Raw genomic sequence first — 25,381 nt, forward strand, 5'->3', positions numbered from 1 at the left:
TTGCGCAACCCTTGCATGAAAAAACGCCCCCCGGCCTGACGGGGGGCGCAAGAGAGGTCGCGCACCTTGGGGAAGGCCTTTGGCAGGGAGACCGACCAAAGACCCGGGGCAAAAGCCTCAGGCGACCTTTTCCAATGCAATTTGCGGGGCGATGCCCAAGGCGCGCACCACCTCGCGTGTCAGTTGGGGGCGGTTCAGGGTGTAGAAATGCAAATCCTCCACCCCGCCCGACATCAACCGGTCACAAAGCGCCGTGCATTGGGCCAAGGCCAGCAATGCCTCGCGCCCATCACGTGCGGCCGTGGCAAAGGCCTCATCCAGCTTGGCCGGCACCCGTGCGCCACAGCGTGCGGCAAAACGCTTGGTACCGGCCCAGCTTTGAATGGGCAAAATGCCCGGAATGATCGGCACATGAATGCCTGCCGCCACACAATCATCGCGAAAGCGAAAGAACGCATCGGCGTCAAAGAGGAACTGAGTGATCGCCTTTGTCGCCCCCGCATCAACCTTGCGCTTCAGCCAGCGGACATCCGCTGTGGGATCGGCAGCATCCGGATGCGGCTCAGGGTACGCGCCAACCGCAATCTCGAACTTGCCCGTCGCGGCCAAAGCCGCCACCAAGTCGACCGAGCTTGCAAAGCCGTCGGCATGCGGCTGAAACCGCCCCGCGCCGTTCGGCGCATCCCCACGCAAGGCCACAATCTGGCGCACCCCGGCCTGATGGTACCCCTCGGCGATCTCCAGCGTCTCGGCTTTTGACGCGTCAACGCAGGTCAGATGTGCCGCCACGTTCAGCCCGCAATTGCGGTGCAGCGTGGCCACGGACTCATGGGTCAACCTGCGCGTGGTGCCGCCCGCGCCATAGGTCACGCTCACGAACTCCGGCCCCATCGGCGCCAAAGCCTGCACCGCTTCAAAGAGCTTGAACGACGCATCCAACGATTGCGGGGGGAAGAACTCAAACGAAATACGCGGCGCGGGCCGAAGGGTCGTCATATGGGCGTCTCCTTTTCACTTGCCCCTTTTTGCCAGATACCTCAATGTGACGCCAATTCATAATATTCACGATCATTATGCGGTGATCCTCATGCATATCGAACTGCGCCACCTGCGGACCATCCGCGCCATCCAACAGGCGGGCGGCCTCGCCCGCGCGGCCGAGATGCTCAACATGACGCAATCGGCACTCTCGCATCAGGTCGCGGGCTTGGAAGATCAGGCGGGGATGGAACTCTTCGTGCGCCGCTCAAAACCCATGCGCCTGTCGGCCGCAGGCCAGCGCATGCTGCGCGCGGCTGAGCGTATCCTGCCCGAAATCACCGCGCTGGAAGAGGAATTTCGAGCGCTGCGATCCGGCAAGACCGGACGTCTGCACATCGCCATCCAATGCCACGCCTGTTTTGACTGGCTCTTTCCCGTGCTGGAGCTTTTCCGCCACGCCTGGCCCGAGGTGGATGTCGACATCCGCGCGGGCCTTGCCTTTGAACCCTTTCCGGCGCTTGCCCGCGAGGAGGTGGATCTGGTGATCTCGTCGAACCCCGAACCGCTCCCCGGCATCGTGGCCCAGCCGCTCTTTGACTATGCGCCCACGCTCATTGCCTCGGCCCAAAACCCGCTGGCGGCCAAGACGATGATCGAGGCCGAGGATTTGCGCGACCAGACGCTGATCACTTACCCCGTGGGGCGCGACAAGCTGGATGTGTTCACCGACCTTTTGACCCCCGCCCGGGTCGAACCCGCAGGCCAGCGCCATGTCGAATTGACAGCCGTGATCCTGATGCTCGTCGGCTCCAACCGCGGTGTGGCGGTGCTGCCCGATTGGGTGATCCGCGAGGTGACATCCAACCCTGACTACATCACCCGCCCGCTCGCCCCCGGCAACGTCACCCGCCGGCTCTATGCCTGCCTGCGCCAAGATGACGTCGCGCGCCCCTTCATGGCGCATTTCCTGAAACTCGCCCGCTCAGAACCGGTCAAGCTTCAACGACTCTGACCACCCACAACTGCCGCAGGATTTGCGCCTTTCCAAATACTCACCTTTCAACGCCAGTCCCCAAGCGGTCGGTCGGGCCCCCTTTCCCTTCGCCGCCTTTCGGTGTATCGCCCCTGCCTTGAACCGGACCGGAGTGAACCCATGCAGGGCAGTGCCAACCTCAACCTCATGATCAAAGCCGCGCGCCGCGCGGGCAAGTCTTTGGTCAAGGACTTCCGCGAGGTGGAAAACCTGCAGGTTTCGACCAAAGGCCCGGGCGATTTCGTGTCGAAAGCCGACCGCGAGGCCGAGCGGCTGATCAAAGAAGACCTGATGGGCGCTCGGCCGACCTATGGTTGGCTGGGCGAAGAAACCGGCGGCGAAGATGGTGCCGACCCCACACGCCGTTGGATCGTCGATCCTTTGGATGGCACCACCAACTTCCTGCACGGCATGCCCCATTGGGCGATTTCCATCGCGCTGGAACATAAGGGCGAGATCGTCTCGGCCGTGGTCTATGACCCCGCCAAGGATGAGATGTTCTGGGCCGAAAAAGGCGCGGGCGCTTGGTTGAATGACAACCGCCGCCTGCGCGTCTCGGGCCGTCGCAGCATGGCCGAGGCGGTCTTCGCCACCGGCGTGCCTTTTGGTGCGAAAAAGACCCTGCCCGCCATGCTCGCCGATCTCGCGCGGCTGATGCCCGCTTGCGCAGGCGTGCGACGCTGGGGCGCGGCCTCGCTGGATCTGGCCTATGTCGCGGCGGGCCGCTTTGACGGCTATTGGGAACGCGAATTGCAGCCGTGGGACATCGCGGCAGGGCTTCTTTTGGTGAAAGAGGCCGGCGGTTTGGTCGGCCCTGTCCGTGAGGGCGATGACATCTTGGGGCGCGGTGCAGTGCTCTGCGCCAACGAGCCTTTGTTTGAAGGCTTCGGAAAGATCATCCGCAACGCCTGACGCAAATTTCTGACACAGAAATTTGGCCAGAGTTTTGCAAACTCTGGAGCTATGCCTTGCAAGGCATCGATCTGCACCCAAGATGAGGAAAGGCGGATCCCCGCTAGCGCCGTGGCACGCGCGGAATAGAGGATTTCGCAAGCTTATACTGGGCTTCCGGATGCGGCGGATGGCCTTCCGTGCGCCGCCAGTAGTCCTTCCCCCCCCGACGCATCAGCGCGGGCAGAGCCAGCACGAGCCCCCCCGCAAAGCCGCCCGCATGCGCCCAATAGGCCACGCCGCCGCCATCGACGGGCATGGACATGCCGCTGAAGATTTGCAGCGCAAACCAGATGCCCAGCACGATCCAGGCTGGAATGGCGAAGATGCGAAAGAAGATCACGAAGATGAACAAGACATCCACCCGCGCCTTGGGAAAGAGCAAAAGATACCCCCCCATCACCCCGGCAATCGCACCCGAGGCCCCCACCATTGGAATAGGCGAGAACGGGTCCATCGCCACCTGTGCCACGGCCGCGGCAAGGCCCGAGAGGAGATAGAACAGCAAAAACCCGCCATGGCCCATCTCATCTTCGAGATTGTCGCCATAGATCCACAGGAACAGCATATTGCCCAAAAGATGCATCCAGCCCGCGTGCAGGAACATCGAGGTGACAATGGTGGCGATCCCCTGCCCCTGCATCAGGTTCTCAGGCACCAGCCCCCATTGGAAAAAGAAAAAGTTGAGTTGGTTCTCAGAGGGAAGCGTCAGCCAATAGGACAAAAACACCGCCGCGTTGATCGCGATCAGGGTGAAGGTGACATAGGGCGTGCGGCCCGAGGGGTTGTGGTCGCGAATGGGAAACATCCGTGCAGGGTTTCCGATCGGCGCGCGCGCGTCAAGTCAGGAAGGGGGGCTGTCTGCCCCCCTCGCGCGGGACGCGCTCACCCCCTGAGAGTATTTTGGCCAAGATGAAAAGGCCTTAGCTTCCCGACACCTCGGCCAGAAGTTGGGCGTTGCCCCCGGAGGCGGTGGTGTCGATGCAGACGTGGCGTTCCAGCATCGCGTGCCCCCGGTCGGGCAGGGTGCCGATCAAGGGCAGGATCGGCCCCTTGCGGGCCGCCAATGCGCGGGCGCGGGCACGGGCACCGTCGCTGTCGCCCCACCAGATGGCGCCCGAAAAGCCGGACAGCCGCGACAGGGCGGCGGGATCAAGGCCCGGCGCCTCAATCGCATGGCCACCCAGGGCGCGGATTGCCTCGGCTTGGGCCAAGGCGGTGGCCGTGGAGGGGCCAAGGCACAAAAGCGGCGCGCGCGGCACGAAGGTCAGGCGGTTCGATTCCCCCGTCGGTCCCGGCAGCACGAGCGCATGGGCCGGATGAGCCGTGACGCGATCAAGGCGCAGCGCGGCCGCGACCTCGGCCTCGGGCGTTGCGCGGTCGTCTGGCGCGGCGCTTGGCGTGGCCGCGCAGGTAAAGCGGGCCAGATACTCGGGCCCACCGGCCTTGGGCCCGGTGCCCGACAGCCCCTCGCCGCCGAAGGGCTGGCTGCCGACCACCGCGCCGATTTGGTTGCGGTTGACGTAGGTATTGCCGACCGCAAGCGCATCGACGACCGCCTGCACCCGGTCATCGATGCGGGTGTGCAGCCCGAAGGTCAGCCCATAACCCGTGGCATTGACCGCTTTGACGACGGCGTCAATCTGACTGGCCTTGAAGGTGGCCACATGCAGCACCGGGCCGAAGATTTCGCGTGGCATGCCCTGAATGCCCCCGACACGGATCACAGTGGGACCGATGAAAGTGCCTGTGGCGGGGGCGGGCATGTCTTTCAGCACCCGGCCCTCGGCGCGGGCCTTTGCGATGTAATCTGCAATGCCAGCTTGAGCCTCGGCGTCGATGACCGGGCCGACATCGGTGACAAGATCCGCCGGATCGCCCAGCGCCAGTTCCTCCATCGCGCCGTAGAGCATTTCCAGCGTGTGATCGGCGACATCCTCTTGCAGATAAAGGCAGCGTAGCGCCGAGCAGCGCTGGCCGGACGATTGGAAGGAGGAGGCCAGCACATCGCGCACAGCCTGTTCTGGCAGCGCGGTTGAGTCCACCATCATCGCGTTCAGACCGCCGGTTTCGGCAATCAAGGGCGCGGTGGGGTCGGCGTGTTCGGCCATGGCGGCACGGATGAGTAGCGCGACCTCGGTGGAGCCGGTGAAGGCCACACCACCGATGCGCGGATCGCGGGTCAGGGCCGCGCCCACCTGCCCGTCACCCGGCAACAGCTGCAGCGCCGAGGCTGGGACGCCCGCCTTTTGCAAAAGGGTCACCGCCAGATGGGCGATGAGCGGGGTCTGTTCGGCGGGCTTGGCGATGACAGCATTGCCTGCGGCCAGCGCCGCCCCGATCTGGCCCGAGAAGATGGCTAAGGGGAAGTTCCATGGGCTGATACAGGCAAAGACCCCGCGCGCGGGGTTTTGGAGCCCGGTCGCCCCATCTGCATAGTAGCGCAGGAAATCCACCGCCTCGCGCAGTTCGGCCACGGCATCGGCGGCGGTCTTGCCGGCCTCACGCGCCAGAAGGGCGAAGATCGGGCCGAAGTGGTCTTCATAAAGATCCGCCGCGCGGCGCAGAACCTCGGCACGCTCGGGCGCGGCGGCGGCCCAAGGTTCGGCCAGCCGCAGGGCGGTTTCTACATCCGGTGCGCCTGCAGTGAGCACATGGCCGACCAATTCAAGAGTCGCTGGGTTTTTCACCTCATGCCGCAGGCCCCCCGAGGCGGCGCCTGCGATGAGGGGCGAAGCCTCGAAGAGCCGCGCCATATGGGGCGCGCGCGCCGTCTCGATCGTCTCCAGAACGGCCGTATCGGTCAGATCAAAGCCGCGCGCGTTGCGGCGGGTGCCAAACAGGCCCGGCCCGGTCAGGATCGCGGGGCTGGCAACCGGGCGCATCCCTTCCATCGCGGTCAGCGGGCAAGCGGCGACGCGTTCGGGGGCCACCTCTTCGTTGACGATCTGATTGACGAAGGACGAGTTCGCGCCGTTTTCCAACAGCCGCCGCACGAGATAGGCCAGAAGGTCGCGATGCGCGCCCACGGGGGCATAGATGCGGCAGCGGGTGCCGTGGTCTTCCAAAACGATATCATGCAGGCGTTCGCCCATCCCATGCAGGCGCTGGAATTCAAAGGCGCGCCCGTCTTGCATTCCCGCTTCGCTGGCCATGTCCAGAATCGCGGCCACGGTATGGGCGTTGTGGGTGGCAAACTGCGGATAGATGCGGTCGGTCATGGCCAAAAGCTTGCGGGCATTGGCGATATAGCTGACATCGGTCGCCTGTTTGCGGGTAAAGACCGGAAAGCTGTCCAGCCCCAGAACCTGCGCCCGTTTCACCTCGGCGTCCCAATAGGCGCCCTTCACCAGCCGCACCATGATCTTGCGATCCAGCCTGACCGACAGCGCATAAAGCCAGTCGATCACCGCACCGGCGCGGCGCCCGTAAGCCTGCACGACAACGCCAAAGCCGTCCCAGCCCTTCAGCGCCGGATCGGACAGCACAGCCTCAATCACCTCGAGCGACAGCGCCAGACGGTCAGCCTCTTCGGCGTCGATGTTGAACCCAAGGCCCGCCGCCTTGGCCAGCCCGGCCAAAGCGCGGACGCGGGGGACAAGTTCCTCCATCACGCGGGCGCGCTTGGCGACCTCATAGCGCGGATGCAGCGCCGACAGTTTCACCGAAATGCCGGGGTTGGTCCGGATATCGCCGGTGGTGGCCGCCGCCGCAATCGCGGTGATCGCCTTGGAATAGGCAAGATGATAGCGCCGCGCATCGGCTTCGGTGCGCGCCGCCTCGCCCAGCATGTCATAGCTGTAGGTATAGCCCCGCGCCTCTAATTCGCGCGCGCGTTTCATCGCCAGATCAATGGTTTCACCCAGAACGAAATTGCGCCCCATCTCCTTCATCGCGCGCGACACGGCGGTGCGGATCACCGGCTCGCCCAACCGCTTCACCGCCGCTTTCAGATGGCCGACGATGCCCGGCTCACGCTCATCCAGCACCTTGCCGGTCAGCATCAAGGCCCAGGTTGAGGCGTTCACAAGGCTTGAGGCCGACTGACCCAGATGCTTGCCCCAATCCGACGGCGCGATCTTGTCCTCGATCAGCGCATCCATGGTCTCGGCGTCCGGCACGCGCAACAGCGCCTCGGCCAGGCACATCAGCGCGATGCCTTCATCGGTCGACAGCCCATATTCGGCCAGAAACACCTCCATCAGGCCGGGCTTCACGCTGGCGCGGATGCGGCGCACCAGATCGGCCCCTGCATCGGTGATGCGGGCCCGGGCGGCGGCGTCCAGCCCCGCCTCGGCGATCAGGGCCTGAACCAATGCGGCCTCATCACGCAGCGACTGGCGGTCGATGATGTCCCAAGACGTGCGCGACATGGCAGGCTCCCTATGGATTTGACCCATGATAGCGCAGGTTTGACAGGCCGTTCGACTTAAAGTATCCCCGCAGGCAGCCAAAAGCCTTGCAGTTAAAGGAATACACGATGCCAATCGCCCGCGTTGAGTTGGACCGCTTTGACGACGCCATTCTGCGGGTTCTGGCGGTCGAAGGGCGGATCAGCGCCACCGAGCTTGCCCGCCGGATCGGGCTGTCGAAATCGCCCACCCAAGCGCGGATGAAGCGGCTGGAGGATGCGGGCATCATCACTGGGTACCGCGCCAATCTGGATCCTATCCGCATGGGGCTTGCGCATGTGGCCTTTGTCGAAGTGCGGCTGTCTGACACCCGCGAGGCGGCCTTGCAGGCGTTTAACAAGGCGGTGATGGCGGTGCCTGAGGTGGAGCAGTGCCACATGATCGCAAGCCGTTTTGACTACCTTTTGAAAGTACGCACCGCCGATATCCAAGATTACCGCCGGGTGCTGGCCGAACAGATCAGCGCGCTGCCCCATGTCGCGGGCACCTCGACCTATGTGGCGATGGAGGCGGTGAAGGAAATCTTCTAACCCGCTTTACCGATGGCCCGGCCCCCAGTAGCGTGGCTGCAAACTTGGGGGACGAAAATGGCTGATCTTGATTTGTGCTACCTGCCCGCGCATGAGGCCTTGGCGCGGTTTCGCGCGAAAACCCTGTCGCCGGTGGAGTTGATGCAGGCGGTCATCGCCCGGGCCGAGGCGGTGAAAGACCCCGTGAACGCCTTTACCTTCACCCATTTCGACGAGGCGATGGACCGCGCCCGCAAGGCGGAGGCGAAATACGCCAAGGGCCAGCGCACCCGCGCGCTGGAAGGGCTGCCCATCGGGATCAAGGATGAAAACGAGATTGCGGGCAAGCCGACCTCTTCGGGCTCGCTCATCCTGAAGGATCACGTCGCCACCCACACCTCGGTCAACAACCAGCGCATTCTGGCGGCGGGCGGCATCGTCCATGCCCGCACCGCCACGCCCGAATTTTCCGCCGCCGGCATCTGCTGGAGCCGGCTTTGGGGCGTCACCCGTAACCCGTGGAACCCCGCGTTCACACCGGGCGGCTCCTCTGGCGGATCGGCGGCCGCGCTGGCGGCGGGCACCTCGCCCTTGGCGATGGGGTCTGACATCGGCGGGTCGATCCGCATCCCGGCTTCGGCCTGCGGGGTGGTGGGGTTCAAACCGCCCTATGGCCGCAACGTTGATGATCCGCCCTTCAACCTTGATTTCTTCTGCCACACCGGCCCGATGACCCGCTCTGTGCGCGACGCGGCGCTGTTGCAAAACGTCATCGCCGGGCCGCATCCCAGCGACATCGCCAGCCTGCGGCCCAAGCTGACCCTGCCGCTGGAGGGCCGCCCGATCAAAGGCTGGAAGATCGCCTATTCGCTGGACCTTGGCATGTTCGAGGTTGACCCCGATGTGCGCGCCAATACGCTGGCCGCGGTGCAGGTGTTCCGCGATCTGGGCGCCACGGTGACCGAGGTGAAAACCGGCTGGGGACCCGAGGTGATGGCGGCCTGTATGGCCTATCTCACCCATATCTTCGGCGGCTATATCTCGGGCCTACTCGACGACCACGCCGAGGAGATGACGACCTATGTCCGCGCCTTTGCCGAAAAGGGCCGGGCCTCCACCGCGCAAGACTATGTGCAGGCGCTGGAGGTGATTGCCGCCGCCTATGCCCCGATTGGCGAGATCCTGATGCGCCATGACCTCTTGATCTGCCCCACCCTTGGCATCCCCGCGCCCCCGGCCGAGTTTGACAACACCAAGGACCGCATGATCATCAACAACACCGAAGTCAGCCCCGAACTGGGCTGGGCGATGACCGTGCCCTTCAACATGCTGTCGCGCCTGCCGGTGCTGGCGGTGCCCTCGGGCCATGCCGCAAACGGGGTGCCGACGGGCATCCAAATCGTCGGTCGCAGCTATTCAGACCGCGACGTGTTCCAGGCGGGCATGGCCTATGAGGCGGCTTTGGGTGGCTGGTACAGCACGGCGGCCAAGCGGCCAAAGCTTTAGCGCCTACTGGTGGCGCAGGGCCTCGATCGGGTCCATCCGCGCCGCCCGTCGGGCCGGGAAATAGCCAAAAACCACCCCCACCAGCGCTGAAAAGCCAAAGGCCATGGCCACGACCAAGGCCGAGGGCGCGAATGGGATGGCCAGAAAGATCGATCCAACCCAGGCAAGCGCGAGGCCAAGCGCAATGCCGATGACGCCGCCCAAGACCGACAGCACCACCGCTTCGATCAGGAACTGCGCCAAGACTTGCCCCCCGCTCGCCCCCACGGCAAGCCGGATGCCAATCTCCCGCGTCCGCTCGGTCACCGACACCAGCATGATGTTCATGATGCCAATGCCGCCCACCAACAGGCTCACCGCCGCCACCGCCGACAACAGCCCCGCCATTACCGAATTGACCCCGCTGAGAAGCGTGTTGAAATCCCGCATATCGGTGACCGAGAAATTGTCGCCCTCACCAATTTCAATCTGACGACGGTCGCGCATCAGGGCCTGCACGGTGCGGATGCCGGTCGCGCTGTCCACCGATTTGAGCAAGGCCACCGAAATCGACCCGACTTCGTTGTCGCCCTTAAGGCGGCGCTGCATGGTCTTGATCGGGATCAGCAGCAGATCATCCTGATCCTGCCCGAAACTGCCCGCACCGCGCGCAGTCAGAACCCCGATCACCTCGCAAGACAGCCCGCGCACCCGCACAGTCGCGCCAATCGGATCACCCGCACCAAACAATGTGGCGCGCACGGTTTGGCCCAGAATACAGACCGCCGTGCCGCTGATCTCCTCGCTGCGCTCAAAGCTGCGGCCCATGGCCAGCGCCCAGTTTTGCACCACCAGATAATCCGCCGTGGTGCCCGACACCTGCGTTGAGGTGTTGGCATTGCCCGCCACCACCGAATAGCTGCCGTTCGACTGCGGCGCGACATGGGCGACGATGGCCAACTCGGCCAAGGCGGCGGAGTCTTTCAGATCAAAACGCGGCGCGGGTTCGCCCGTGGGCGGCCCCATCCGCACCCGGCCGGGGCGCACCACCAGCACGTTCGTGCCCAGCCGCTCAACCGAGGCCTGCACCTGCGCTGACGATCCCTCGCCCACCGTCACCATGGCAATCACCGCCGCGACCCCGATCACCACGCCCAAGACGGTCAGGAAAGACCGCAGCTTGTTGCGGATGATCGCGGTAAAGGCCAGTCGGACCGCATCCCACAGCATCTCAGACCCTTTCCCCAACCGGGGTGTCGCGGGTCAGACGGCCATCGGTGAACACCATCAGCCGCTTGGCATGGCGCGCGATATCGTCTTCATGGGTCACCATCATAATGGTGATGCCCTCCTCGCGGTTCAGCGCCTGCAAAAGCTGCATGATCTCTTGGCCGCGCGCGGAATCAAGATTGCCCGTCGGCTCATCGGCCAGAATGACCGAAGGCTGCCCCGCAAGCGCCCGCGCAATCGCCACGCGCTGCTGCTGGCCACCTGACAACTGCGACGGGTCATGCCCCTCGCGCCCCTCAAGCCCGACCTTGCGCAAAGCCTCGCGCGCCCGCGTGCGCCGCTCGGGGCCGGGCATCCCCTTGTAGATCAACGGCAATTCGACGTTCTCCAAGGCCGATTGCCGAGCCAAGAGGTTAAAGCCCTGAAACACAAAGCCCAAGGCATGGCGGCGCAAGAGCGCGCGGGCATCCTGACCCAACCCCTCCACCGCGATCCCCTTGAACAGATATTCCCCCGACGTGGGCCGATCGAGGCATCCAATGATGTTCATCGCCGTTGATTTGCCCGACCCGGACGGCCCCATGATCGCCACGAACTCCCCCGCCGCAATCTGGAAGGACACATCCTCCAGCGCCCGCACCTCGGCCTCACCGGTGCCGTAAACCCGCGAGACGTTGCGAAAGGCAATCAGCGGGGCGGGCATCTAGTCGGCCTTCACGATCTGATCGGTGATGACGGGATCGCCCTCGGCCAATTCCTCACCCGTGACGACCGACATCCGCCCGTCATTCGCGCCAATGTCGACCGCCACTTCGACCGGCGCACCGTCACGCAAGACCCAGATCGACCGGCCCGTGCCCACCGCCGCCGACCCCATGCGCGACGCGGCTGAAGGCAAGATCAGACCGGCCAGCCCTGCCGCACCCGCCTGCCCGTTCGCCGCCCGTGGCGGCGCCCAGCGCAGGGCCGCATTGGGCACCAAAAGCGCGCCGATTTCTTCGGCCACCGTGATCGTGGCCGTCGCCGTCATGCCCGGACGCAGCCGCAAATCGGGGTTCTCCACCGCCAGAACCGCCTTATAGGTCACCACATCATCGGTCACCTCCGAGGCGTAGCGCACCTGCGTGATGGTCGCATCAAAGCTCAGCCCGTCAAAGGCATCGACCGTAAAGACCGCCGCCTGCCCCACCGCGACCTGCCCGATATCGGCCTCGTCCACATTGGCCAAAAGCTCCATCCGCGCCAGATCTTCGGCCAGCACGAAAAGGACCGGATCATTCAGCCCCGGCCCCACGATCTGCCCCGCCTCGGCCTTGCGGTTCAACACCATGCCCTGAATGGGCGAGCGGATCACCGCCTTGTCGAGATCAGCCCGCGCCAGCGCCAAATTGGCCTTGGCCAAGGTCAGATCGGCCCGCGCCATGTCGAGCGCGGCACGGGCGCGGGCGTCATTGGCCTCGACCGAGACCATCTCGCGCCGCGTGGCGATACCGCGCTCAGCAAGTTCCCGTTGCGTGGCCAGCGTCTCGGCCACTTCAGTCGCCGTCGCCTCGGCCTGCATCAACCGCGCCCGCGCCGAGGCTTCCTGCGCCTCGGCATTGGCGACACTGGCCGCAAGCTTTGAGGTGTCGAGCCGCGCCATGATCTGCCCGACGGCGACGGTGTCGTTGTAATCAACCTCGACCGATTGCAAGGTGCCCGCCAGTTCCGACGACACATCAACCTGCGTTGTTGGCTGCAAGGTGCCCGTGGCCGCGACCGTCACCGTCAGATCGCCGCGCACAAGCGGCGTGGTCACATACCCCGGTCCGGCCCCCCGGTCAGGCTGCAAGAGCCACACCAGCGAGAGCCCCAAAACCGCCACCACGGCCAGACCTCCGGCCCAAAGCCAAGGCCGCCGCCGCCCGGGCCGCGCCACCGCCAAAAGCTGGGCCAGATCGGCATCTGCACCGTCCTCGGCACCCGCTCCGGCTTTGTCTTGCGATCCCATCACCATGTCCCGCCCCATCCTGACGCCGCCGACAAAGCGCAGCCCTCAGGCATGATACGCGCAGGCCAAAAGCTTCCGTCGCCTCAAGCCTTAGGCCGCGACGGGCAGTCCGGCAAGCGTGACAAGGCCCGGCCTGCGGTCCTGCGCTTAACTGCCGCGATAGGTGGAATAGGCAAAGGGGCTGATCAACAACGGCACATGGTAATGCTGCCCCGCATCCGGCACGCCAAAGCGGATCGGGATTTCATCCAAGAATAGGGTATCGCCCGTGGCCTGCCCGCTGGCGCGCAGATACTCGCCCGCAAAGAACACCAGCTCATACGTGCCCGCCTTCAGCGCCTCGCCCACAAGCATCGGCTCATCCGTGCGGCCATCGTGATTGGTCACAACCTCTTTGATCTTGCGATGAGAATTGCCACTGACCGCATAAAGCGCAATCCGCACCCCCGCCGCAGGCTTGCCCCGCGCGGTGTCCAGAATATGGGTTGAAAGCCGTCCGCCTGCCATTGCCGCCCCCTTTGCTGCACCAAACCCTAGCGCAAAGCGCCGCCCGGGTGACCCGCACACCTGCCATAGGTCTTTCAGGGATTATTTGATAAACCCTTTCGTGATTCACGAATAGTGTCTCGCCGTCTGCAGGGAGTCCTCTATGAACCGCTACCCGCGCGATTTCCGTGGTCATGGGCCAAACCCGCCAGATGCCGCTTGGCCGGGCGGGGCCAAGATCGCCATCTCCATCGTGTTGAACTACGAAGAGGGCGGCGAGAACAACCTTCTGCACGGCGATGCCCAGTCCGAAGCGTTCCTCTCCGACATCGCCGGTGCCGCGCCTTGGCCGGGCATGCGGCACTGGAACATGGAATCGATCTACGACTACGGCGCGCGCGCAGGCTTTTGGCGCCTGCACCGGCTCTTTGTGGAACAGGATATCCCCGTCACCGTCTATGGCGTGACCACAGCCCTTGCCCGCAACCCCGAACAAGTCGCCGCCATGAAGTCCGCCGGTTGGGAGATTGCCAGCCACGGGCTGAAATGGGTCGATCACCGCGACATGGACCCCGCAGAAGAGGCGCGCCAGATCGCCGAAAGCTTCCGCCTGCACGAAGAGGTGGTCGGCTGCCCGCCTGTCGGCTGGTACACCGGGCGCTGCTCGATGAACACCGTGCGGCTGACCGCGGAAACCCAGCGTCTGGCTTGGATTTCTGACACCTACGACGACGACCTGCCATATTGGATGGAACTGGGCGACCATGACCAGTTGGTGATCCCCTACACGCTCGAGGCAAACGACATGCGCTTTGCCACGGCACCCGGCTACATCACGGGCGAGCAGTTCTATCAGTATCTGAAAGACAGCTTCGACACCCTTTATGCCGAAGGCTGCGACGGCCGCGCCAAGATGTTCTCGATCGGGTTGCACAACCGGCTGATCGGACGGCCGGGCAAATTCGCCGGGCTGAAGAAATTCCTCGACTACGCAAAATCGCACGACGGCGTCTGGTTCCCCCGCCGGATCGACATTGCACAGCATTGGAAAAAGACCCATCCGAACAAGCGCTTCGAGCGTCCCTCTCAGATGGATCGCGCGCGGTTCGTCACCCGCTTTGGCTCCATTTTCGAACATTCCCCGTGGATCGCCGAACGCGCCCATAGCCTTGAACTTGGCCCCGCCCATGACAGCGCAGCGGGCCTGCACAACGCGCTGGCCCGGATGTTCCGCAGCGCCTCTGCCGATGAACGCCTTGGCGTGTTGCGCGCCCACCCCGACCTTGCGGGCAAGCTCGCGGCCGCCAAACGCCTGACACCGGAAAGCACCCATGAGCAGGCCAGCGCCGCCCTCGATGCCCTGACCGATGCCGAGCGTGACACCTTCCAGCGGCTCAACGCCGACTATGTCGCCAAGCACGGCTTTCCCTTCATCATCGCCGTGCGCGACAACACCAAAGACACGATCCTTGCCGCCTTCCACGCCCGCATCGGCAATGACACCGCCACCGAATTCGCCACCGCCTGCGCGCAGGTCGAACGCATCGCCGAACTGCGCCTGAAGGACCAATTGCCATGACGGACAAGCATCCCGGCTATTACGCCCCCAAAGGCGGCCTGCCGCCACAAACCGCCCTGATGACCGGGCGTGCGGTGTTCACCAACGCCTATGCTGTCATCCCCAAGGGCTGCTTTTCCGACATCGTCACCAGCCACCTGCCGGGCTGGACCGGCACGCGGCTCTGGCTCATCGCGCGCCCCATGTCGGGCTTTTCTGAAACCTTCAGCCAATATGTGATGGAGGTGCAGCCCGGCCATGGCTCTGACACCCCCGATCCCGACACGGGCGTCGAGCATTGGCTTTTCTTCACCGAGGGTCTGGCCACGCTGACCATCGACGGCACGGGCTATGAGCTGGACGCGGGCGGCTATGCCTATATCCCGGCGGGCAGCCGCTGGACCCTTCTGGCCGAAGGCAGCACCCCCGCCCGCTTCCATTGGCTGCGCAAGCTTTACGAACCCGCACCGGGTTTGGCCAAACCCGCCCCCTTTGTCACCAACGAACGCGACGTGCCCATCCGCTGGATGCCCGACACCGCCGAGCGTTGGGGCACCACCCGCTTTGTCGAACCCGACAATCTGGCGCATGACGCCCATGTCAACATCGTCACCTTTGAACCGGGCGGCGTGATCCCGTTTGAAGAGACCCATGTCATGGAACACGGGCTTTACGTTCTGGAAGGCAAGGCGGTCTACAAACTCAACCAAGACTGGGTCGAGGTCGAGGCGGGTGATTTCATGTGGCTGCGCGCCTATTGCCCGCAAGCCTGCTACGCCGCAGGGCCGGGCCGCTTTCGCTATCTGCTCTACAAAGACGTCAACCGCCACGCCACCCTGCGCGGCCCCGGCGCATTTCGTCCCACCCTTTGAAGTTCTCATGCCTTCAATGCGGTAAAAATATCCCACGGGGAGCGCGAGGGGTGTGAAACCCCTCGCTCCCGCAGCTTGCAAAGGGCGCTGGATGACACCGATCAAGACCCACCCCCTGACCGCCGCCGCCTTCGCCCCCTTTGGCGATGTGCTCGACGCAACCGGTGAGTTCCGCCTGATCAACGAAGGCATGTGCCAGCGCCACCATGACCGGGCAAAGCTGGATTTCGGCCCCGAAGGCCGGGCGGGGATTTCGATCTTTAACGCCGAAGCCCGCGCTCTGCCCTATGAGTTCAGCCTCGTCGAACGCCACCCTGAAGGGTCACAGGCCTTTGTGCCGATGTCCGAACACCCGTTTCTGGTCATCGTCGCGCCGGACGAAGGCGGCACCCCCGGCACACCGCGCGCCTTTGTGACCAATGGCGCGCAAGGCATCAACTTTCACCGGGGCACCTGGCATGGCGTCCTGACGCCGCTGCACGCGCCCGGGCTTTTCGCCGTGATCGACCGCATCGGCACCACCGCAAACCTTGAGGAATACCGCTATGCGCAAGCCTGGCGAGTGATCGGGGCCTGAAGCGCCCCAAACCTAACCGGCTCGCGCCCCAGGGGCGGCGCGAAGACGGCGCGAAGAAAACAGCCCCCAGGGAAAGAACGTATGACAGACAAAACCCATCCAGTGGACGAGATGCTCGCGCCACCCAAACTTTTCACCCTCGGCCTGCAACATGTTCTGGTAATGTATGCCGGGGCTGTGGCCGTGCCGCTGATCGTCGGACGCGCGCTGAAACTGCCGCCCGAAGACGTGGCCTTCCTGATCTCGGCAGACCTCTTTGTCTGCGGCATTGTCACGCTGATCCAGTCCTTGGGCGCGACCCAGTGGTTCGGCATCCGCCTGCCCGTCATGATGGGCGTGACCTTTGCCGCCGTGGGCCCCATGGTCGCCATGGCCAACGCACAACTCGGGGCTGGCGCCTCAAGCAATGATGCCGCGCGGGCCATCTTTGGCGCCATCATGGCCGCCGGGGTGATCTCGCTGATCATCGCACCTTTCGTGTCCAAGATGCTGCGCTTCTTCCCGCCGGTGGTGACCGGCACGATCATTCTGGTGATCGGCATCAGCCTGATGCGCATCGGCATCAACTGGATCTTCGGCAACCCCGTTGGCCCCACCGCGCCGCAAATCATCGATCCCGCCCATGCCGACTGGCTGAAAGCGGTGACCGAGGGCGCAGCCGCCGGCACCATCTCGGGCCTGCCCGAAGTGCCGCAGGGTCTGGCGCTGGCCGCCAAGATGAACAACCCACTTTACGCCTCGTCGACCAATATCATCGTCTCGGCCATCGTGCTGATCTCGATCCTCATGATCGCCAAGTTCGGCAAAGGCTTCATTGCCAACATCGCCGTGCTTTTGGGCATCGTGATCGGCGCGGTGATCGCGGTGGCCATGGGCACCATGAACTTCGCCAAAGTGGGTGAAGCTGCCTGGTTCGGCCTAATCACGCCCTTCCACTTTGGCGCGCCGACCTTTGACTTCTGGATGATCCTGACCATGACGCTGGTCATGATCGTGGTGATGATCGAATCGACCGGCATGTTCCTCGCGCTGGGCGACATGACCGGCAAGAAGGTGGATCAACCCGCCCTCTCGGCAGGACTGCGCACCGATGGTCTGGGCACGCTGATCGGCGGGATTTTCAACACCTTCCCCTATACCTCGTTCAGCCAGAACGTGGGCCTCGTGGGTGTGACCGGGATCAAGTCGCGCTTTGTCTGCGTCGCAGGCGGCATCATCCTGTTGGCGCTTGGCCTGATGCCCAAGATGGGTGCCTTGGTGGAATCGGTGCCGACCATGGTTCTGGGCGGTGCTGGTCTTGTGATGTTCGGCATGGTTGCGGCCACCGGCATCCGGATTCTGGCGGGTGTCGATTTTGCCAAGAACCGTCACAACCTCTTTATCGTGGCTGTGGCCATCGGTTTCGGCCTGATCCCGCTGATCGCGCCGAACTTCAAGATGTGGATGCCCCATGCGATCCACCCCCTGATCGAAAGCGGCATCCTTCTGGCCTCGATCGTCGCGGTGGTGCTGAACGCCTTCTTCAACGGTGCCAAAGGCTCGGTTGACGAGGCTAAGGCGGCGGCTTCGGCGGCAGACCACTAAGCCTGCCACCCCTCTTCGTTGCCTTCGGCACTCATCGGAACGACGAGACGCCGAAGGCGCACGAGGCGTTAGGGGTTCAAGCTTTCCAAAATCAGCCCCCGGTTCGCGCCGGGGGCAAACCCTTTGAAAGCGCCGTCAAGATAGGCCGCTTTCGCCGCATCCCCCTTCACATGCAAATCCAAAAACGCCCGCGCGAAATGCTGGGCGATGCTGTTCATCTGGCAGGTGTCCCAGACCGGGTCGGCATAATGTTCGGCGGGCAAAAACTCGAGATGCGGTGAGGGTTCAAACGCTTCGGCCGGGGCGGGATAAGGGGCGGCCGCATTGTGGCCCGCACCCTCAAAGGTCAGCAGGTGGCGCGAAACACCGCGCGCCTCGTCAAAAATCAGCCGCATGCCGCCCGTATAGTCCGAGATGTCATCCGCGCTGCCCGCCATCAGGAGCATCGGCACCTGCAGCCCCGCAAGCCCTTTCGCATCCCAAATCCCACGATGACGACCCCAAGGGCCGATGGGGATGATCGCACGAAGCGCAGGGTCCACCATGGGTGCGCGGTGAATGTCCCACAGCCCAAGGGGCGGCGCGCCGTCCATCCCCAAGGCTGCCTCAGCCACCCCTGCCCCGCCCGAGACCAAGGCGCCATAGCCGCCCATCGAATAGCCGATGATCGCAAAACGCGCCGTATCGGCCCGATCCGCCAGCGCCGCCTTCACAAAGGCGGTGTCCAAGGGGCGATTGACCAGCGTCGAGGCCAGCGGACCCTTATCAGCATAGGTGCTGTCAGTGTGGTCAACACTCGCCACCACATAACCGTGTGAGGCCAGCGTCTCCCCAAGGTGCGACATCAGCATCCGGTTGCCCGGATAGCCATGCGACAAGATCACAAGGGGAAAATCACCCTCTGCCTGTGCCGCATCGCGACAGGCGCGGCCGTGCAAGGTGATGGCGCGATGCCCATCGCGCAGCATGGTGGCATAGGCGGTGCCGGGGGGCGTGCCGGGCGCGGCGGGATACCACAGTTCAACCGTCAACGGCCGGTCGTATCGGCGCACGGCGAGCGCCGAGTCTAAGACATCGATCTGTCCGGTCTTGGCAAGCGCGAGGGTCTGCACGCCAATGGGAAAGGGGCCATAACCCGCAAGGTCGGGCGCGTCGGGGTGGGTCTGGTCAATGCGGTTCATGCCCGCGACCCTGCCGCAAAGCCAAGGCCCCCACAAATGAAAAAAGACGGCCCGAAGGCCGTCTTTTCGATCCGAAGATCACGCTTTGGCTTATGCCAGAGCGAGGTTGATCGCCGACTCACGGCCATCACGACCGGCTTCGATGTCGAACGTCACGGCTTGGCCGTCGTTCAGCTGGCGAATGCCAGCACGCTCAACTGCCGAGATGTGCACGAACACATCTTTGCCGCCGGTGGCGGGGGCAATAAAGCCGAAACCCTTGGTGGTGTTGAACCATTTCACGGTGCCATTGGCCATCGTGGATACTCCTGTCAATTTCGCCACCCGCAGCATGCGGTGGCCCGGCTTAGTCAGCACAAGATCGAGTGTCTGGAGCCGCAAAAAGAGACAGCAGGTCGACATCGCAGATATAGCCCGACCCCCTTGCGCCCTTTTCGTTCGAAAAGCAAGCCTTTCCGAAAGGCACACTCCCGAAGCGGCGGACAACCGCAACTGATGCAAAAAAGGGTGAGTATTTGGAAAGGCGCAAGACCTTGATCGTTTGGTGCCTGTGATCCGCGCAGCACACCGTGGCGTCAGGGCGCATGCCCAGCCGTTTCGATCATACGGTTACAAAGGCGCGCGCGGTCATCGGTCTGGGTCGTGATCCGGCAGATCAACGGGGGCAGTGCCTGACGAATGGCGCGTTGCCTGCCCTTGTGCCGGCCCCTGTAACAGTGCCAGTCTTGGCCTTGCGATAAGGCCATGAGGGGGCGCGATGCGGCTTTTGTCCTTCAACATGCAATACGGTTTTGGTGCGGACGGGGTCTATGATCTGGCCCGCGCGGCGGGGGTGATTGCGGGGGCCGATATCGCCTGTCTGCAAGAGGTGGATCGCCACTGGTCACGTACCGGGTTTGACGACCAACCTGCGCGGCTGAGTGAGATGCTGGGTGACCGTTACACTGTCTTTGGCCCCGGCTTTGACATGGATGCCTCGACGGTGGAAGCGGGGCGCGTGGTGAACCGCCGCCGCCAGTTCGGGCCGATGGTCATCTCGCGCTGGCCGATCCTGTGGAGCCGGCTGCATCTCTTGCCCTTGGCGCCGATGCTTGACCCGATCAACACCCAGACCTGCGCGCTGGAAGCGTGCATTGACGCGCCTTCGGGGCCGTTGCGGGTGGTGTCGGTACATCTGGCGCATGTGGGCGTGGGCGAGCGCTTGGCCCAGATTGCCGCCTTGAAGGCGGCGCTGGTGCCCGTTGGCCCGTGGTCGGGGACCGATGACGAGCCCGCGCGCAACTGGACAGAAAGTCTGCCCGAGCCGCCCTGCCCGGCCGAGATGCTGTGGCTGGGGGATTTCAATTCCGAGCCCGGCAGCGAGGAGCACCGCGCGATTGTGGGCGACACGCCCTATCACCCCGGCGCGCGCTATCGCGGGGCGATGGTGGATGCGGTGGCCGCCCTTGGACAGCGGCTGCATACCCATGAAAAGGTGATCGCAGGTGAGGTGAGGCTGCGGCAGTTGGACCATGTCTTTGTCGATGCCGCCTACGTGCCGCGCCTGCGGCGGGTTTGGGTGGATGGGGGTTGTGCCGCGTCGGACCATCTGCCGCTGTGGGCTGAGTTGGATCTATAGGCCGGGGCGTCCGTGGCGGGCCGGGGGCCTCCGGGGGAGTATTTGGGCCAAGATGAAATGCAAGCGGGGTTGACTTGGAGGGTGGTCAAGGCGCTGATACGGCTGAGTTTTGGCGGGATGAGATGAGCGGTTCAGAGGATCTTTTGGCAACGCGGCCGCCTGAGGTGGCAGAGGCCGAGGTGGGCGCGCTTTTAGCGCAGCACTATGGGTTGGCGGGGTCTTTGACGCGATTGACGTCAGAGCGGGATCTGAACCTGCATCTTGTGACGGGGGCTCAGGGCTATGTGGTGAAATTCGCCAACCGGGCCGAGCCGCGGGCGGTGACCGACTTTCAGACGGCGGCCTTGTTGCATCTGGCGGGGAAGGGTCTGCCGGTGCCGCAGGTCATTCGGACGCGGTCCGGCGCTTGCGAGGTGGAGACGGCGCAGGGCCTGATGCGGGTGCTCACCTATCTGGAGGGGCGACCGATGCACAGCGCGCCCGCGAGCCCTGCGCGGCGCGGGGCCATGGGCGAGATGGCGGCACGGATTTCCCTTGGGCTAAAGGGCTTTGCCCATGCGGGGGCTGATCATGTGCTGCAATGGGATATCCGGCAGGCCAGCCGCCTGCGTCCGCTTTTGCCCCATGTGCCGCAGGATATGGCCGCGCTTTGTGCCGCCACGCTGGACCGGTTTGACGCCGAAGTGGCCCCGCATTTGGCAATGTGTCGCTGGCAGGTGGTGCACAATGATCTGAACCCGCACAATGTGTTGGTGGATGCCGAGAACCACGATCGGATCGCCGGGGTTTTGGACTTTGGCGACATGGTGCGCACGCCGTTGGTCTGCGATTTGGGGGTTGCGGCCTCGTATCAGGTTGAGCCTGCGGCGGCGCTGGAGAGCCTTGTCGGTTTCACCGCCGCCTATCACCGGGTCTTGCCGTTGACGCCGATGGAACTGGCCCTTGTGCCCGATCTGACCGCCACGCGGATGCTGACCACGATCTGCATCACCTCATGGCGCGCGGCGCGCTATCCTGAAAATTCCGCTTATATTCTACGCAATTACCCTTCGGCACGGGCTGGGCTTTTGGCGCTGGCCGCCCTGCCCCGTGCCGATGTGCTAAGCGCGCTGACCGCTGCTTGCCCGATGGAGTGACCGATGACCGATACCGCCCGCCAGAGCTTTCCCGGCAATATGCCGAACGCCTATCAGCCGGGCAAAGGCAATTTGCCGCCCGAAGATGAAGCGCTTGTGGCGCGGCGGCAAAAGGCGCTGGGGCCGGCGTATCGGTTGTTTTACGAGACCCCGGTGCATCTGGTTAGGGGGGAAGGCGTTTGGCTTTATGACACGGCCGGGAAGGCCTATCTCGACACCTATAACAATGTGGCCTCGGTTGGGCATTGTCATCCGCATGTGGTGGCGGCGACGGCGCGGCAATCGGCGGTGTTTGCCAGCCATACGCGGTATTTGCACGAAGGTGTCTTGAGCTATGCCGAGCGGCTTTTGGCGCATTTTCCGGCTGAGTTGAGCCATGTGATGTTCACCTGCACCGGGTCGGAGGCCAATGATTTGGCCTTCCGGATTGCCCGCGCGCAGACCGGTGGGACCGGGTTTATCGTGACAGAAAACGCTTACCACGGCGTGACTTACGCGATTGCGGGGATGTCGCCGAGCCTTGGCGCTGGGGTGGATTTGGGCGAGCATGTTCGGGTGGTGCCGGCGCCGAAATCGGGGCCGGAGACGGGGGCGCTTTTTGCTGCCGGGGTGCAGGCCGCGATCCGGGATATGCAGCGCCATGGCATCAAACCGGCGGCGTTGATTGTGGATACCGTGTTTTCCTCGGACGGGGTGTTTGCCGATCCGGCGGGGTTTTTGGCCCCTGCGGTGGCGGCCATTCGGGCGGCGGGGGGGCTGTTTATTGCAGATGAGGTGCAGCCCGGTTTTGGCCGCACGGGGGCGGCGATGTGGGGGTTCCAGCGCCATGACCTGCTGCCCGATATGGTCAGCCTGGGCAAGCCGATGGGCAATGGATACCCGGTGGCGGGGCTGGTGATCCAGCCGCGTGTGATTGAGGCCTTTGGGTCAAAAGCCCGCTATTTCAATACCTTCGGCGGCAATGCCGTGGCGGCGGCGACAGCGCTTGCCGTGCTTGACGTGGTGGAGGGTGAGCGGCTGATGGACAATGCCCGCGCGGTGGGCGGGGCCTTTGCCGATGGGTTGCGGGGGCTGGCCAAGGATCATGCGCCCTTGGGCGACTTGCGGGCTGTGGGGCTGTTTTTGGGGCAGGACATTGTCGACGGCGAGGGTCGCCCGGATGCCACAAAGGCGGGGTGGATCGTCAACCGGTTGCGCGAGGAAGGTGTGTTGATTTCGGCCACCGGGCCGAAGGGGCATGTGTTGAAAATCCGCCCGCCTTTGGTGTTCAGCCATGAGAATGTGGCGTTTTTCCTAGAGCGGTTGGAGCGGGTGCTGAAAACCGGTTAAGGCACTGATTTTCTGTGAGAATCAGCGTCTGGCGGGCGTCGGGTTCGCGTCGGGTTTGCGTCTGGCGTCTGTCCCGACAGCGGACGGGCGGGGAAATGGTTAATTCAGACGGGGAGTCGGGCTGAAGCCCGACCTACGTTAGCCCTCAACCCCACCCTGCCCGGCTGATTGGAACCACAGGATGATCGCCTCGCGCTCCTGCGGCTCCATGTAGCTGAGGTTTGCGGGCGGCATGGCGTGGCTGAGGCCAGCTTGCAGGTAGATCCGCTTCGCCTCGGCCGCGATTTGGGCGGGGGTTTCCAAGACCACGCCTTTGGGGGCGTAGTGGAGGCCTTCCCAACCCGGCTCAACCGCGTGGCACATTGAGCAGCGGCCTTGGACGATGCTGACGACATCGTCAAAACCCGTGGCGGCGGCATAGCGCAGCGCGCCGGGGGCCATGGCGGATTCTGGGTCGCGGGTTTGCACCGGGGCCGTGGAGAGCCATGCGATGAGGAGGAACAGGATCGCGGTGGCGGCCCAAGTCCAATGCGGGTTGCCTTTGCGGGCGTGTTGGGTGTTGAACCAGTGCCGGATGGTGACGCCCATCAGGAAGACGAGGGAGGCGATGATCCAGTTATACTCGGTGGCGAAGACCAGCGGGTAATGGTTCGACAGCATCAGGAAGATCACCGGCAGCGTCAGGTAGTTGTTGTGCGTGCTGCGCTGCTTGGCGATTTTACCGTATTTCGGATCGGGTTTGCGGCCTGCCTTGAGGTCGGCCACCACCACGCGCTGGTTGGGCATGATGATGAAGAACACGTTGCCCGACATGATGGAGGCGGTGAAGGCGCCAAGGTGCAGAAGGGCTGCGCGGCCTGAGAAGACTTGGGTGTAGAAATAGGCCATGGCGACGAGGAGCGCGAAAAGTGCGACCATCACCAGCGTCTGGTTGGCGTTCACAAAAACCTTGCAGATGGTGTTGTAGGCGACCCAGCCAAAGGCGAGGGAGGCCATCGAGATGGCGATTGCTTGCCACGGGGCAAGGTCGGCGACCGCCGGGTCGATGAGATACATCTCATGGCCCATGTAATAGACCAAAACCAGCATCGCAAAGCCGGAAAGCCATGTGGCGTAGCTTTCCCATTTGAACCAGACCAGATGGTCGGGCATCTGGGCGGGGGCGACGAGATATTTCTGGATGTGGTAGAACCCGCCGCCATGGACCTGCCATTCCTCACCATCGGCCCCGGAGGCGAGGTTGCGGTCGCGGTGCAGGCCAAGGTCGAGGGCGATGAAGTAGAAGGACGAGCCGATCCACGCGATGGCGGTGATCACATGCACCCAGCGCGCGGCGATTTCCACCCAGTCCCACAGGACCACCCAATCATACATGGCAAGCCGTCCCTTTGATGCTTTGTGCAAAGGCTATACCGGCATGCACCTTTCTGTTAATCCGGCAAATGGCGGATCACTTTCAAATGCGGCCAGATAATCGGGGGTCAGATTGTCTTATGTGAACAATATCCGCATGTTCGTGCGGGTTTTCGAACTGGGCAGCATGTCGGCGGCGGCGCGCGATCAGCGCACCTCGCCCGCTGTGGCCTCGGCCCGGATTTCGGAGTTGGAAAAGCATCTGGGGGTGCGGCTCTTTTCGCGCACCACCCGCAGTTTGCAGCCCACCGAAAACGGGCGGATCTTCTATGAGGGCGCGCGCAAGGTGCTGGAGGCGATTGACGACGCCGAAGCCGCAGTGATGGATGTCACGCAAAACCCGCGGGGGACGATTTTCGTCTCGGCCCCTTTGGGTGTGGGGCGACGGTTTATTGCGCCGCATGTGCCGGCGTTCAAGGATTTATTCCCGCAGATCGACGTGCGGCTGCGGTTGTCGGACCGGGTGATTGATGTGACGGCGGAAGGGCTGGATGTGGCGTTCCACCTTGGGGTGTTGGAGGATTCCACGCTGAAGGTGCGGCTGATCGCCGATTGCCCGAGGGTGCTGTGCGCCGCCCCCGCCTATATCGCGCGGCGGGGGATGCCGGTGGATGGGGCGGCCTTGGTGGGGGACAAGCACGACTGTCTGAACCTGCGCTTTCCCGGCGCGAAAGAGTTTCAGTGGACGCTGCAAACGGCAGAGGGGCCGCGCCGGTTTGAGATTGGGGGGCCGTTTGAATCAGACGATGGCGATGTGCTGACCGGCTGGGCCTTGGACGGGCGCGGGATCGTGATGAAGCCGATCTTTGAGGTGGCCCAGCACCTGCGATCCGGCGCTTTGGTGCCGGTGGCCGTGGCCACCCCGCCGGTGCCGACGCAGCTGTCCAGCCTGTCGCAGCATCGGCGGTTGAAGGACCCGAAGGTGAAGCTCTTTACCGAGTTCATGGCCGGGCATATTCGGGAGGCCATTCGGCGGGCCGGGGAGGAATTGGCGGGGTGAGATGTGGCCCCCCACCCCCAGCCCCTCCCCACGAGG

At 64.0% G+C, this 25,381-nt stretch carries 22 protein-coding genes; 12 read left to right on the forward strand and 10 right to left on the reverse strand.

What is annotated here, in order from left to right; all coding sequences use genetic code 11:
- Positions 1–117: 117 nt before the first annotated feature.
- The gene (gene metF / locus AC72UB_RS04130; RefSeq protein WP_505188641.1) at positions 118–996 is read right to left on the reverse strand and encodes a methylenetetrahydrofolate reductase [NAD(P)H]; all 879 of its coding nucleotides are present in this window, start codon (positions 994–996) and stop codon (positions 118–120) included.
- 91 nt (positions 997–1,087) lie between these two features.
- On the opposite strand from metF, the gene AC72UB_RS04135 reads away from it, so the two are divergent.
- Together AC72UB_RS04135 and AC72UB_RS04140 are read left to right on the forward strand one after the other, a co-directional pair.
- Entirely contained in the window at positions 1,088–1,993 is a 906-nt protein-coding gene (locus AC72UB_RS04135) for a LysR family transcriptional regulator (protein WP_505188850.1), read from the forward strand.
- Positions 1,994–2,134: 141 nt separating this feature from the next.
- The gene (locus AC72UB_RS04140) at positions 2,135–2,926 is read left to right on the forward strand and encodes an inositol monophosphatase family protein (protein ID WP_463290172.1); all 792 of its coding nucleotides are present in this window, start codon (positions 2,135–2,137) and stop codon (positions 2,924–2,926) included.
- Positions 2,927–3,029: 103 nt separating this feature from the next.
- Here AC72UB_RS04140 and AC72UB_RS04145 read toward each other — a convergent pair whose 3' ends face one another.
- A complete protein-coding gene (locus AC72UB_RS04145) occupies positions 3,030–3,773 on the reverse strand; it encodes a rhomboid family intramembrane serine protease (RefSeq protein ID WP_463290171.1) in 744 nt (247 codons plus the stop codon).
- Between the two features lie 115 nt (positions 3,774–3,888).
- On the reverse strand, positions 3,889–7,338 hold the full coding sequence (putA, locus tag AC72UB_RS04150) for a bifunctional proline dehydrogenase/L-glutamate gamma-semialdehyde dehydrogenase PutA (RefSeq protein WP_505188642.1): 3,450 nt from the start codon (positions 7,336–7,338) through the stop codon (positions 3,889–3,891).
- A 107-nt stretch (positions 7,339–7,445) separates the two neighbouring features.
- On the opposite strand from putA, the gene AC72UB_RS04155 reads away from it, so the two are divergent.
- Together AC72UB_RS04155 and AC72UB_RS04160 are read left to right on the forward strand one after the other, a co-directional pair.
- Positions 7,446–7,907 carry an Lrp/AsnC family transcriptional regulator gene (locus tag AC72UB_RS04155; protein WP_463290169.1) on the forward strand — a complete coding sequence of 154 codons (462 nt, stop codon included), beginning with the start codon at positions 7,446–7,448 and terminating at the stop codon, positions 7,905–7,907.
- Positions 7,908–7,964: 57 nt separating this feature from the next.
- Entirely contained in the window at positions 7,965–9,392 is a 1,428-nt protein-coding gene (locus AC72UB_RS04160) for an amidase (protein ID WP_505188643.1), read from the forward strand.
- A gap of 3 nt (positions 9,393–9,395) precedes the next feature.
- Here AC72UB_RS04160 and AC72UB_RS04165 read toward each other — a convergent pair whose 3' ends face one another.
- The 4 genes from AC72UB_RS04165 to uraH form a co-directional block, all read right to left on the reverse strand.
- Positions 9,396–10,601, reverse strand: coding sequence for an ABC transporter permease (locus AC72UB_RS04165; RefSeq protein ID WP_505188644.1), 1,206 nt, complete (start codon positions 10,599–10,601; stop codon positions 9,396–9,398).
- Between the two features lies 1 nt (position 10,602).
- The gene (locus AC72UB_RS04170) at positions 10,603–11,304 is read right to left on the reverse strand and encodes an ABC transporter ATP-binding protein (protein ID WP_505188645.1); all 702 of its coding nucleotides are present in this window, start codon (positions 11,302–11,304) and stop codon (positions 10,603–10,605) included.
- Positions 11,305–12,591 (reverse strand): efflux RND transporter periplasmic adaptor subunit, encoded by a 1,287-nt coding sequence (locus tag AC72UB_RS04175; RefSeq protein WP_505188646.1) that lies wholly within the window; start codon positions 12,589–12,591, stop codon positions 11,305–11,307. It lies immediately after the preceding gene.
- A 147-nt stretch (positions 12,592–12,738) separates the two neighbouring features.
- Positions 12,739–13,098, reverse strand: a complete 360-nt coding sequence (gene uraH, locus AC72UB_RS04180) for a hydroxyisourate hydrolase (RefSeq protein WP_505188647.1) — start codon at positions 13,096–13,098, stop codon at positions 12,739–12,741.
- 142 nt (positions 13,099–13,240) lie between these two features.
- Between uraH and puuE the strand changes: the two genes are divergently transcribed.
- From puuE to AC72UB_RS04200, 4 genes are all read left to right on the forward strand, one after another.
- Positions 13,241–14,656, forward strand: coding sequence for an allantoinase PuuE (gene puuE / locus AC72UB_RS04185; RefSeq protein ID WP_505188648.1), 1,416 nt, complete (start codon positions 13,241–13,243; stop codon positions 14,654–14,656).
- Entirely contained in the window at positions 14,653–15,507 is an 855-nt protein-coding gene (locus AC72UB_RS04190) for a bifunctional allantoicase/(S)-ureidoglycine aminohydrolase (protein WP_505188649.1), read from the forward strand. Before puuE ends, AC72UB_RS04190 begins: the two co-directional genes overlap by 4 nt.
- A gap of 91 nt (positions 15,508–15,598) precedes the next feature.
- Positions 15,599–16,084 carry an ureidoglycolate lyase gene (locus AC72UB_RS04195; RefSeq protein WP_505188650.1) on the forward strand — a complete coding sequence of 162 codons (486 nt, stop codon included), beginning with the start codon at positions 15,599–15,601 and terminating at the stop codon, positions 16,082–16,084.
- A gap of 81 nt (positions 16,085–16,165) precedes the next feature.
- Entirely contained in the window at positions 16,166–17,668 is a 1,503-nt protein-coding gene (locus tag AC72UB_RS04200; RefSeq protein WP_505188651.1) for a nucleobase:cation symporter-2 family protein, read from the forward strand.
- 68 nt (positions 17,669–17,736) lie between these two features.
- Here the strand turns inward: AC72UB_RS04200 and AC72UB_RS04205 are convergent, their stop codons facing one another.
- Complete coding sequence (locus AC72UB_RS04205) at positions 17,737–18,849, reverse strand: alpha/beta hydrolase family protein (RefSeq protein WP_505188652.1); 1,113 nt, start codon at positions 18,847–18,849, stop codon at positions 17,737–17,739.
- Positions 18,850–18,939: 90 nt separating this feature from the next.
- Positions 18,940–19,146: a cold-shock protein gene (locus AC72UB_RS04210; RefSeq protein WP_463290945.1), complete on the reverse strand. Its 207-nt coding sequence runs from the start codon at positions 19,144–19,146 to the stop codon at positions 18,940–18,942.
- Positions 19,147–19,606: 460 nt separating this feature from the next.
- On the opposite strand from AC72UB_RS04210, the gene AC72UB_RS04215 reads away from it, so the two are divergent.
- The 3 genes from AC72UB_RS04215 (at position 19,607) to AC72UB_RS04225 (ending at position 22,932) form a co-directional block, all read left to right on the forward strand.
- A complete protein-coding gene (locus AC72UB_RS04215) occupies positions 19,607–20,467 on the forward strand; it encodes an endonuclease/exonuclease/phosphatase family protein (protein ID WP_505188653.1) in 861 nt (286 codons plus the stop codon).
- Between the two features lie 122 nt (positions 20,468–20,589).
- Positions 20,590–21,603, forward strand: a complete 1,014-nt coding sequence (locus tag AC72UB_RS04220; RefSeq protein WP_505188654.1) for a phosphotransferase — start codon at positions 20,590–20,592, stop codon at positions 21,601–21,603.
- A 3-nt stretch (positions 21,604–21,606) separates the two neighbouring features.
- Entirely contained in the window at positions 21,607–22,932 is a 1,326-nt protein-coding gene (locus AC72UB_RS04225) for an aspartate aminotransferase family protein (RefSeq protein WP_505188655.1), read from the forward strand.
- A 138-nt stretch (positions 22,933–23,070) separates the two neighbouring features.
- On the opposite strand, the gene AC72UB_RS04230 is transcribed toward AC72UB_RS04225, so the two are convergent.
- Positions 23,071–24,306, reverse strand: coding sequence for a urate hydroxylase PuuD (locus tag AC72UB_RS04230; protein WP_505188656.1), 1,236 nt, complete (start codon positions 24,304–24,306; stop codon positions 23,071–23,073).
- 112 nt (positions 24,307–24,418) lie between these two features.
- On the opposite strand from AC72UB_RS04230, the gene AC72UB_RS04235 reads away from it, so the two are divergent.
- Positions 24,419–25,345: a LysR family transcriptional regulator gene (locus AC72UB_RS04235; protein ID WP_505188657.1), complete on the forward strand. Its 927-nt coding sequence runs from the start codon at positions 24,419–24,421 to the stop codon at positions 25,343–25,345.
- Positions 25,346–25,381: the final 36 nt, after the last annotated feature.

The organism is Allotabrizicola aquatica (SeqCode) (assembly GCF_965194375.1).
Taxonomy (GTDB): Bacteria; Pseudomonadota; Alphaproteobacteria; order Rhodobacterales; family Rhodobacteraceae; genus Tabrizicola_A; species Tabrizicola_A aquatica.

Coding starts and splice junctions, on each gene's coding strand:
- AC72UB_RS04165 (WP_505188644.1), bottom strand. CDS start 10,601: ATGCTGTGGGATGCGGTCCGACTGGCCTTTACCGCGATCATCCGCAAC.
- AC72UB_RS04230 (WP_505188656.1), bottom strand. CDS start 24,306: ATGTATGATTGGGTGGTCCTGTGGGACTGGGTGGAAATCGCCGCGCGC.
- AC72UB_RS04175 (WP_505188646.1), bottom strand. CDS start 12,591: ATGGGATCGCAAGACAAAGCCGGAGCGGGTGCCGAGGACGGTGCAGAT.
- uraH (WP_505188647.1), bottom strand. CDS start 13,098: ATGGCAGGCGGACGGCTTTCAACCCATATTCTGGACACCGCGCGGGGC.
- AC72UB_RS04210 (WP_463290945.1), bottom strand. CDS start 19,146: ATGGCCAATGGCACCGTGAAATGGTTCAACACCACCAAGGGTTTCGGC.
- AC72UB_RS04215 (WP_505188653.1), top strand. CDS start 19,607: ATGCGGCTTTTGTCCTTCAACATGCAATACGGTTTTGGTGCGGACGGG.
- AC72UB_RS04155 (WP_463290169.1), top strand. CDS start 7,446: ATGCCAATCGCCCGCGTTGAGTTGGACCGCTTTGACGACGCCATTCTG.
- AC72UB_RS04160 (WP_505188643.1), top strand. CDS start 7,965: ATGGCTGATCTTGATTTGTGCTACCTGCCCGCGCATGAGGCCTTGGCG.
- AC72UB_RS04225 (WP_505188655.1), top strand. CDS start 21,607: ATGACCGATACCGCCCGCCAGAGCTTTCCCGGCAATATGCCGAACGCC.
- AC72UB_RS04140 (WP_463290172.1), top strand. CDS start 2,135: ATGCAGGGCAGTGCCAACCTCAACCTCATGATCAAAGCCGCGCGCCGC.
- AC72UB_RS04205 (WP_505188652.1), bottom strand. CDS start 18,849: ATGAACCGCATTGACCAGACCCACCCCGACGCGCCCGACCTTGCGGGT.
- AC72UB_RS04135 (WP_505188850.1), top strand. CDS start 1,088: ATGCATATCGAACTGCGCCACCTGCGGACCATCCGCGCCATCCAACAG.
- AC72UB_RS04200 (WP_505188651.1), top strand. CDS start 16,166: ATGACAGACAAAACCCATCCAGTGGACGAGATGCTCGCGCCACCCAAA.
- putA (WP_505188642.1), bottom strand. CDS start 7,338: ATGTCGCGCACGTCTTGGGACATCATCGACCGCCAGTCGCTGCGTGAT.
- AC72UB_RS04170 (WP_505188645.1), bottom strand. CDS start 11,304: ATGCCCGCCCCGCTGATTGCCTTTCGCAACGTCTCGCGGGTTTACGGC.
- AC72UB_RS04145 (WP_463290171.1), bottom strand. CDS start 3,773: ATGTTTCCCATTCGCGACCACAACCCCTCGGGCCGCACGCCCTATGTC.
- AC72UB_RS04190 (WP_505188649.1), top strand. CDS start 14,653: ATGACGGACAAGCATCCCGGCTATTACGCCCCCAAAGGCGGCCTGCCG.
- AC72UB_RS04220 (WP_505188654.1), top strand. CDS start 20,590: ATGAGCGGTTCAGAGGATCTTTTGGCAACGCGGCCGCCTGAGGTGGCA.
- puuE (WP_505188648.1), top strand. CDS start 13,241: ATGAACCGCTACCCGCGCGATTTCCGTGGTCATGGGCCAAACCCGCCA.
- AC72UB_RS04195 (WP_505188650.1), top strand. CDS start 15,599: ATGACACCGATCAAGACCCACCCCCTGACCGCCGCCGCCTTCGCCCCC.
- metF (WP_505188641.1), bottom strand. CDS start 996: ATGACGACCCTTCGGCCCGCGCCGCGTATTTCGTTTGAGTTCTTCCCC.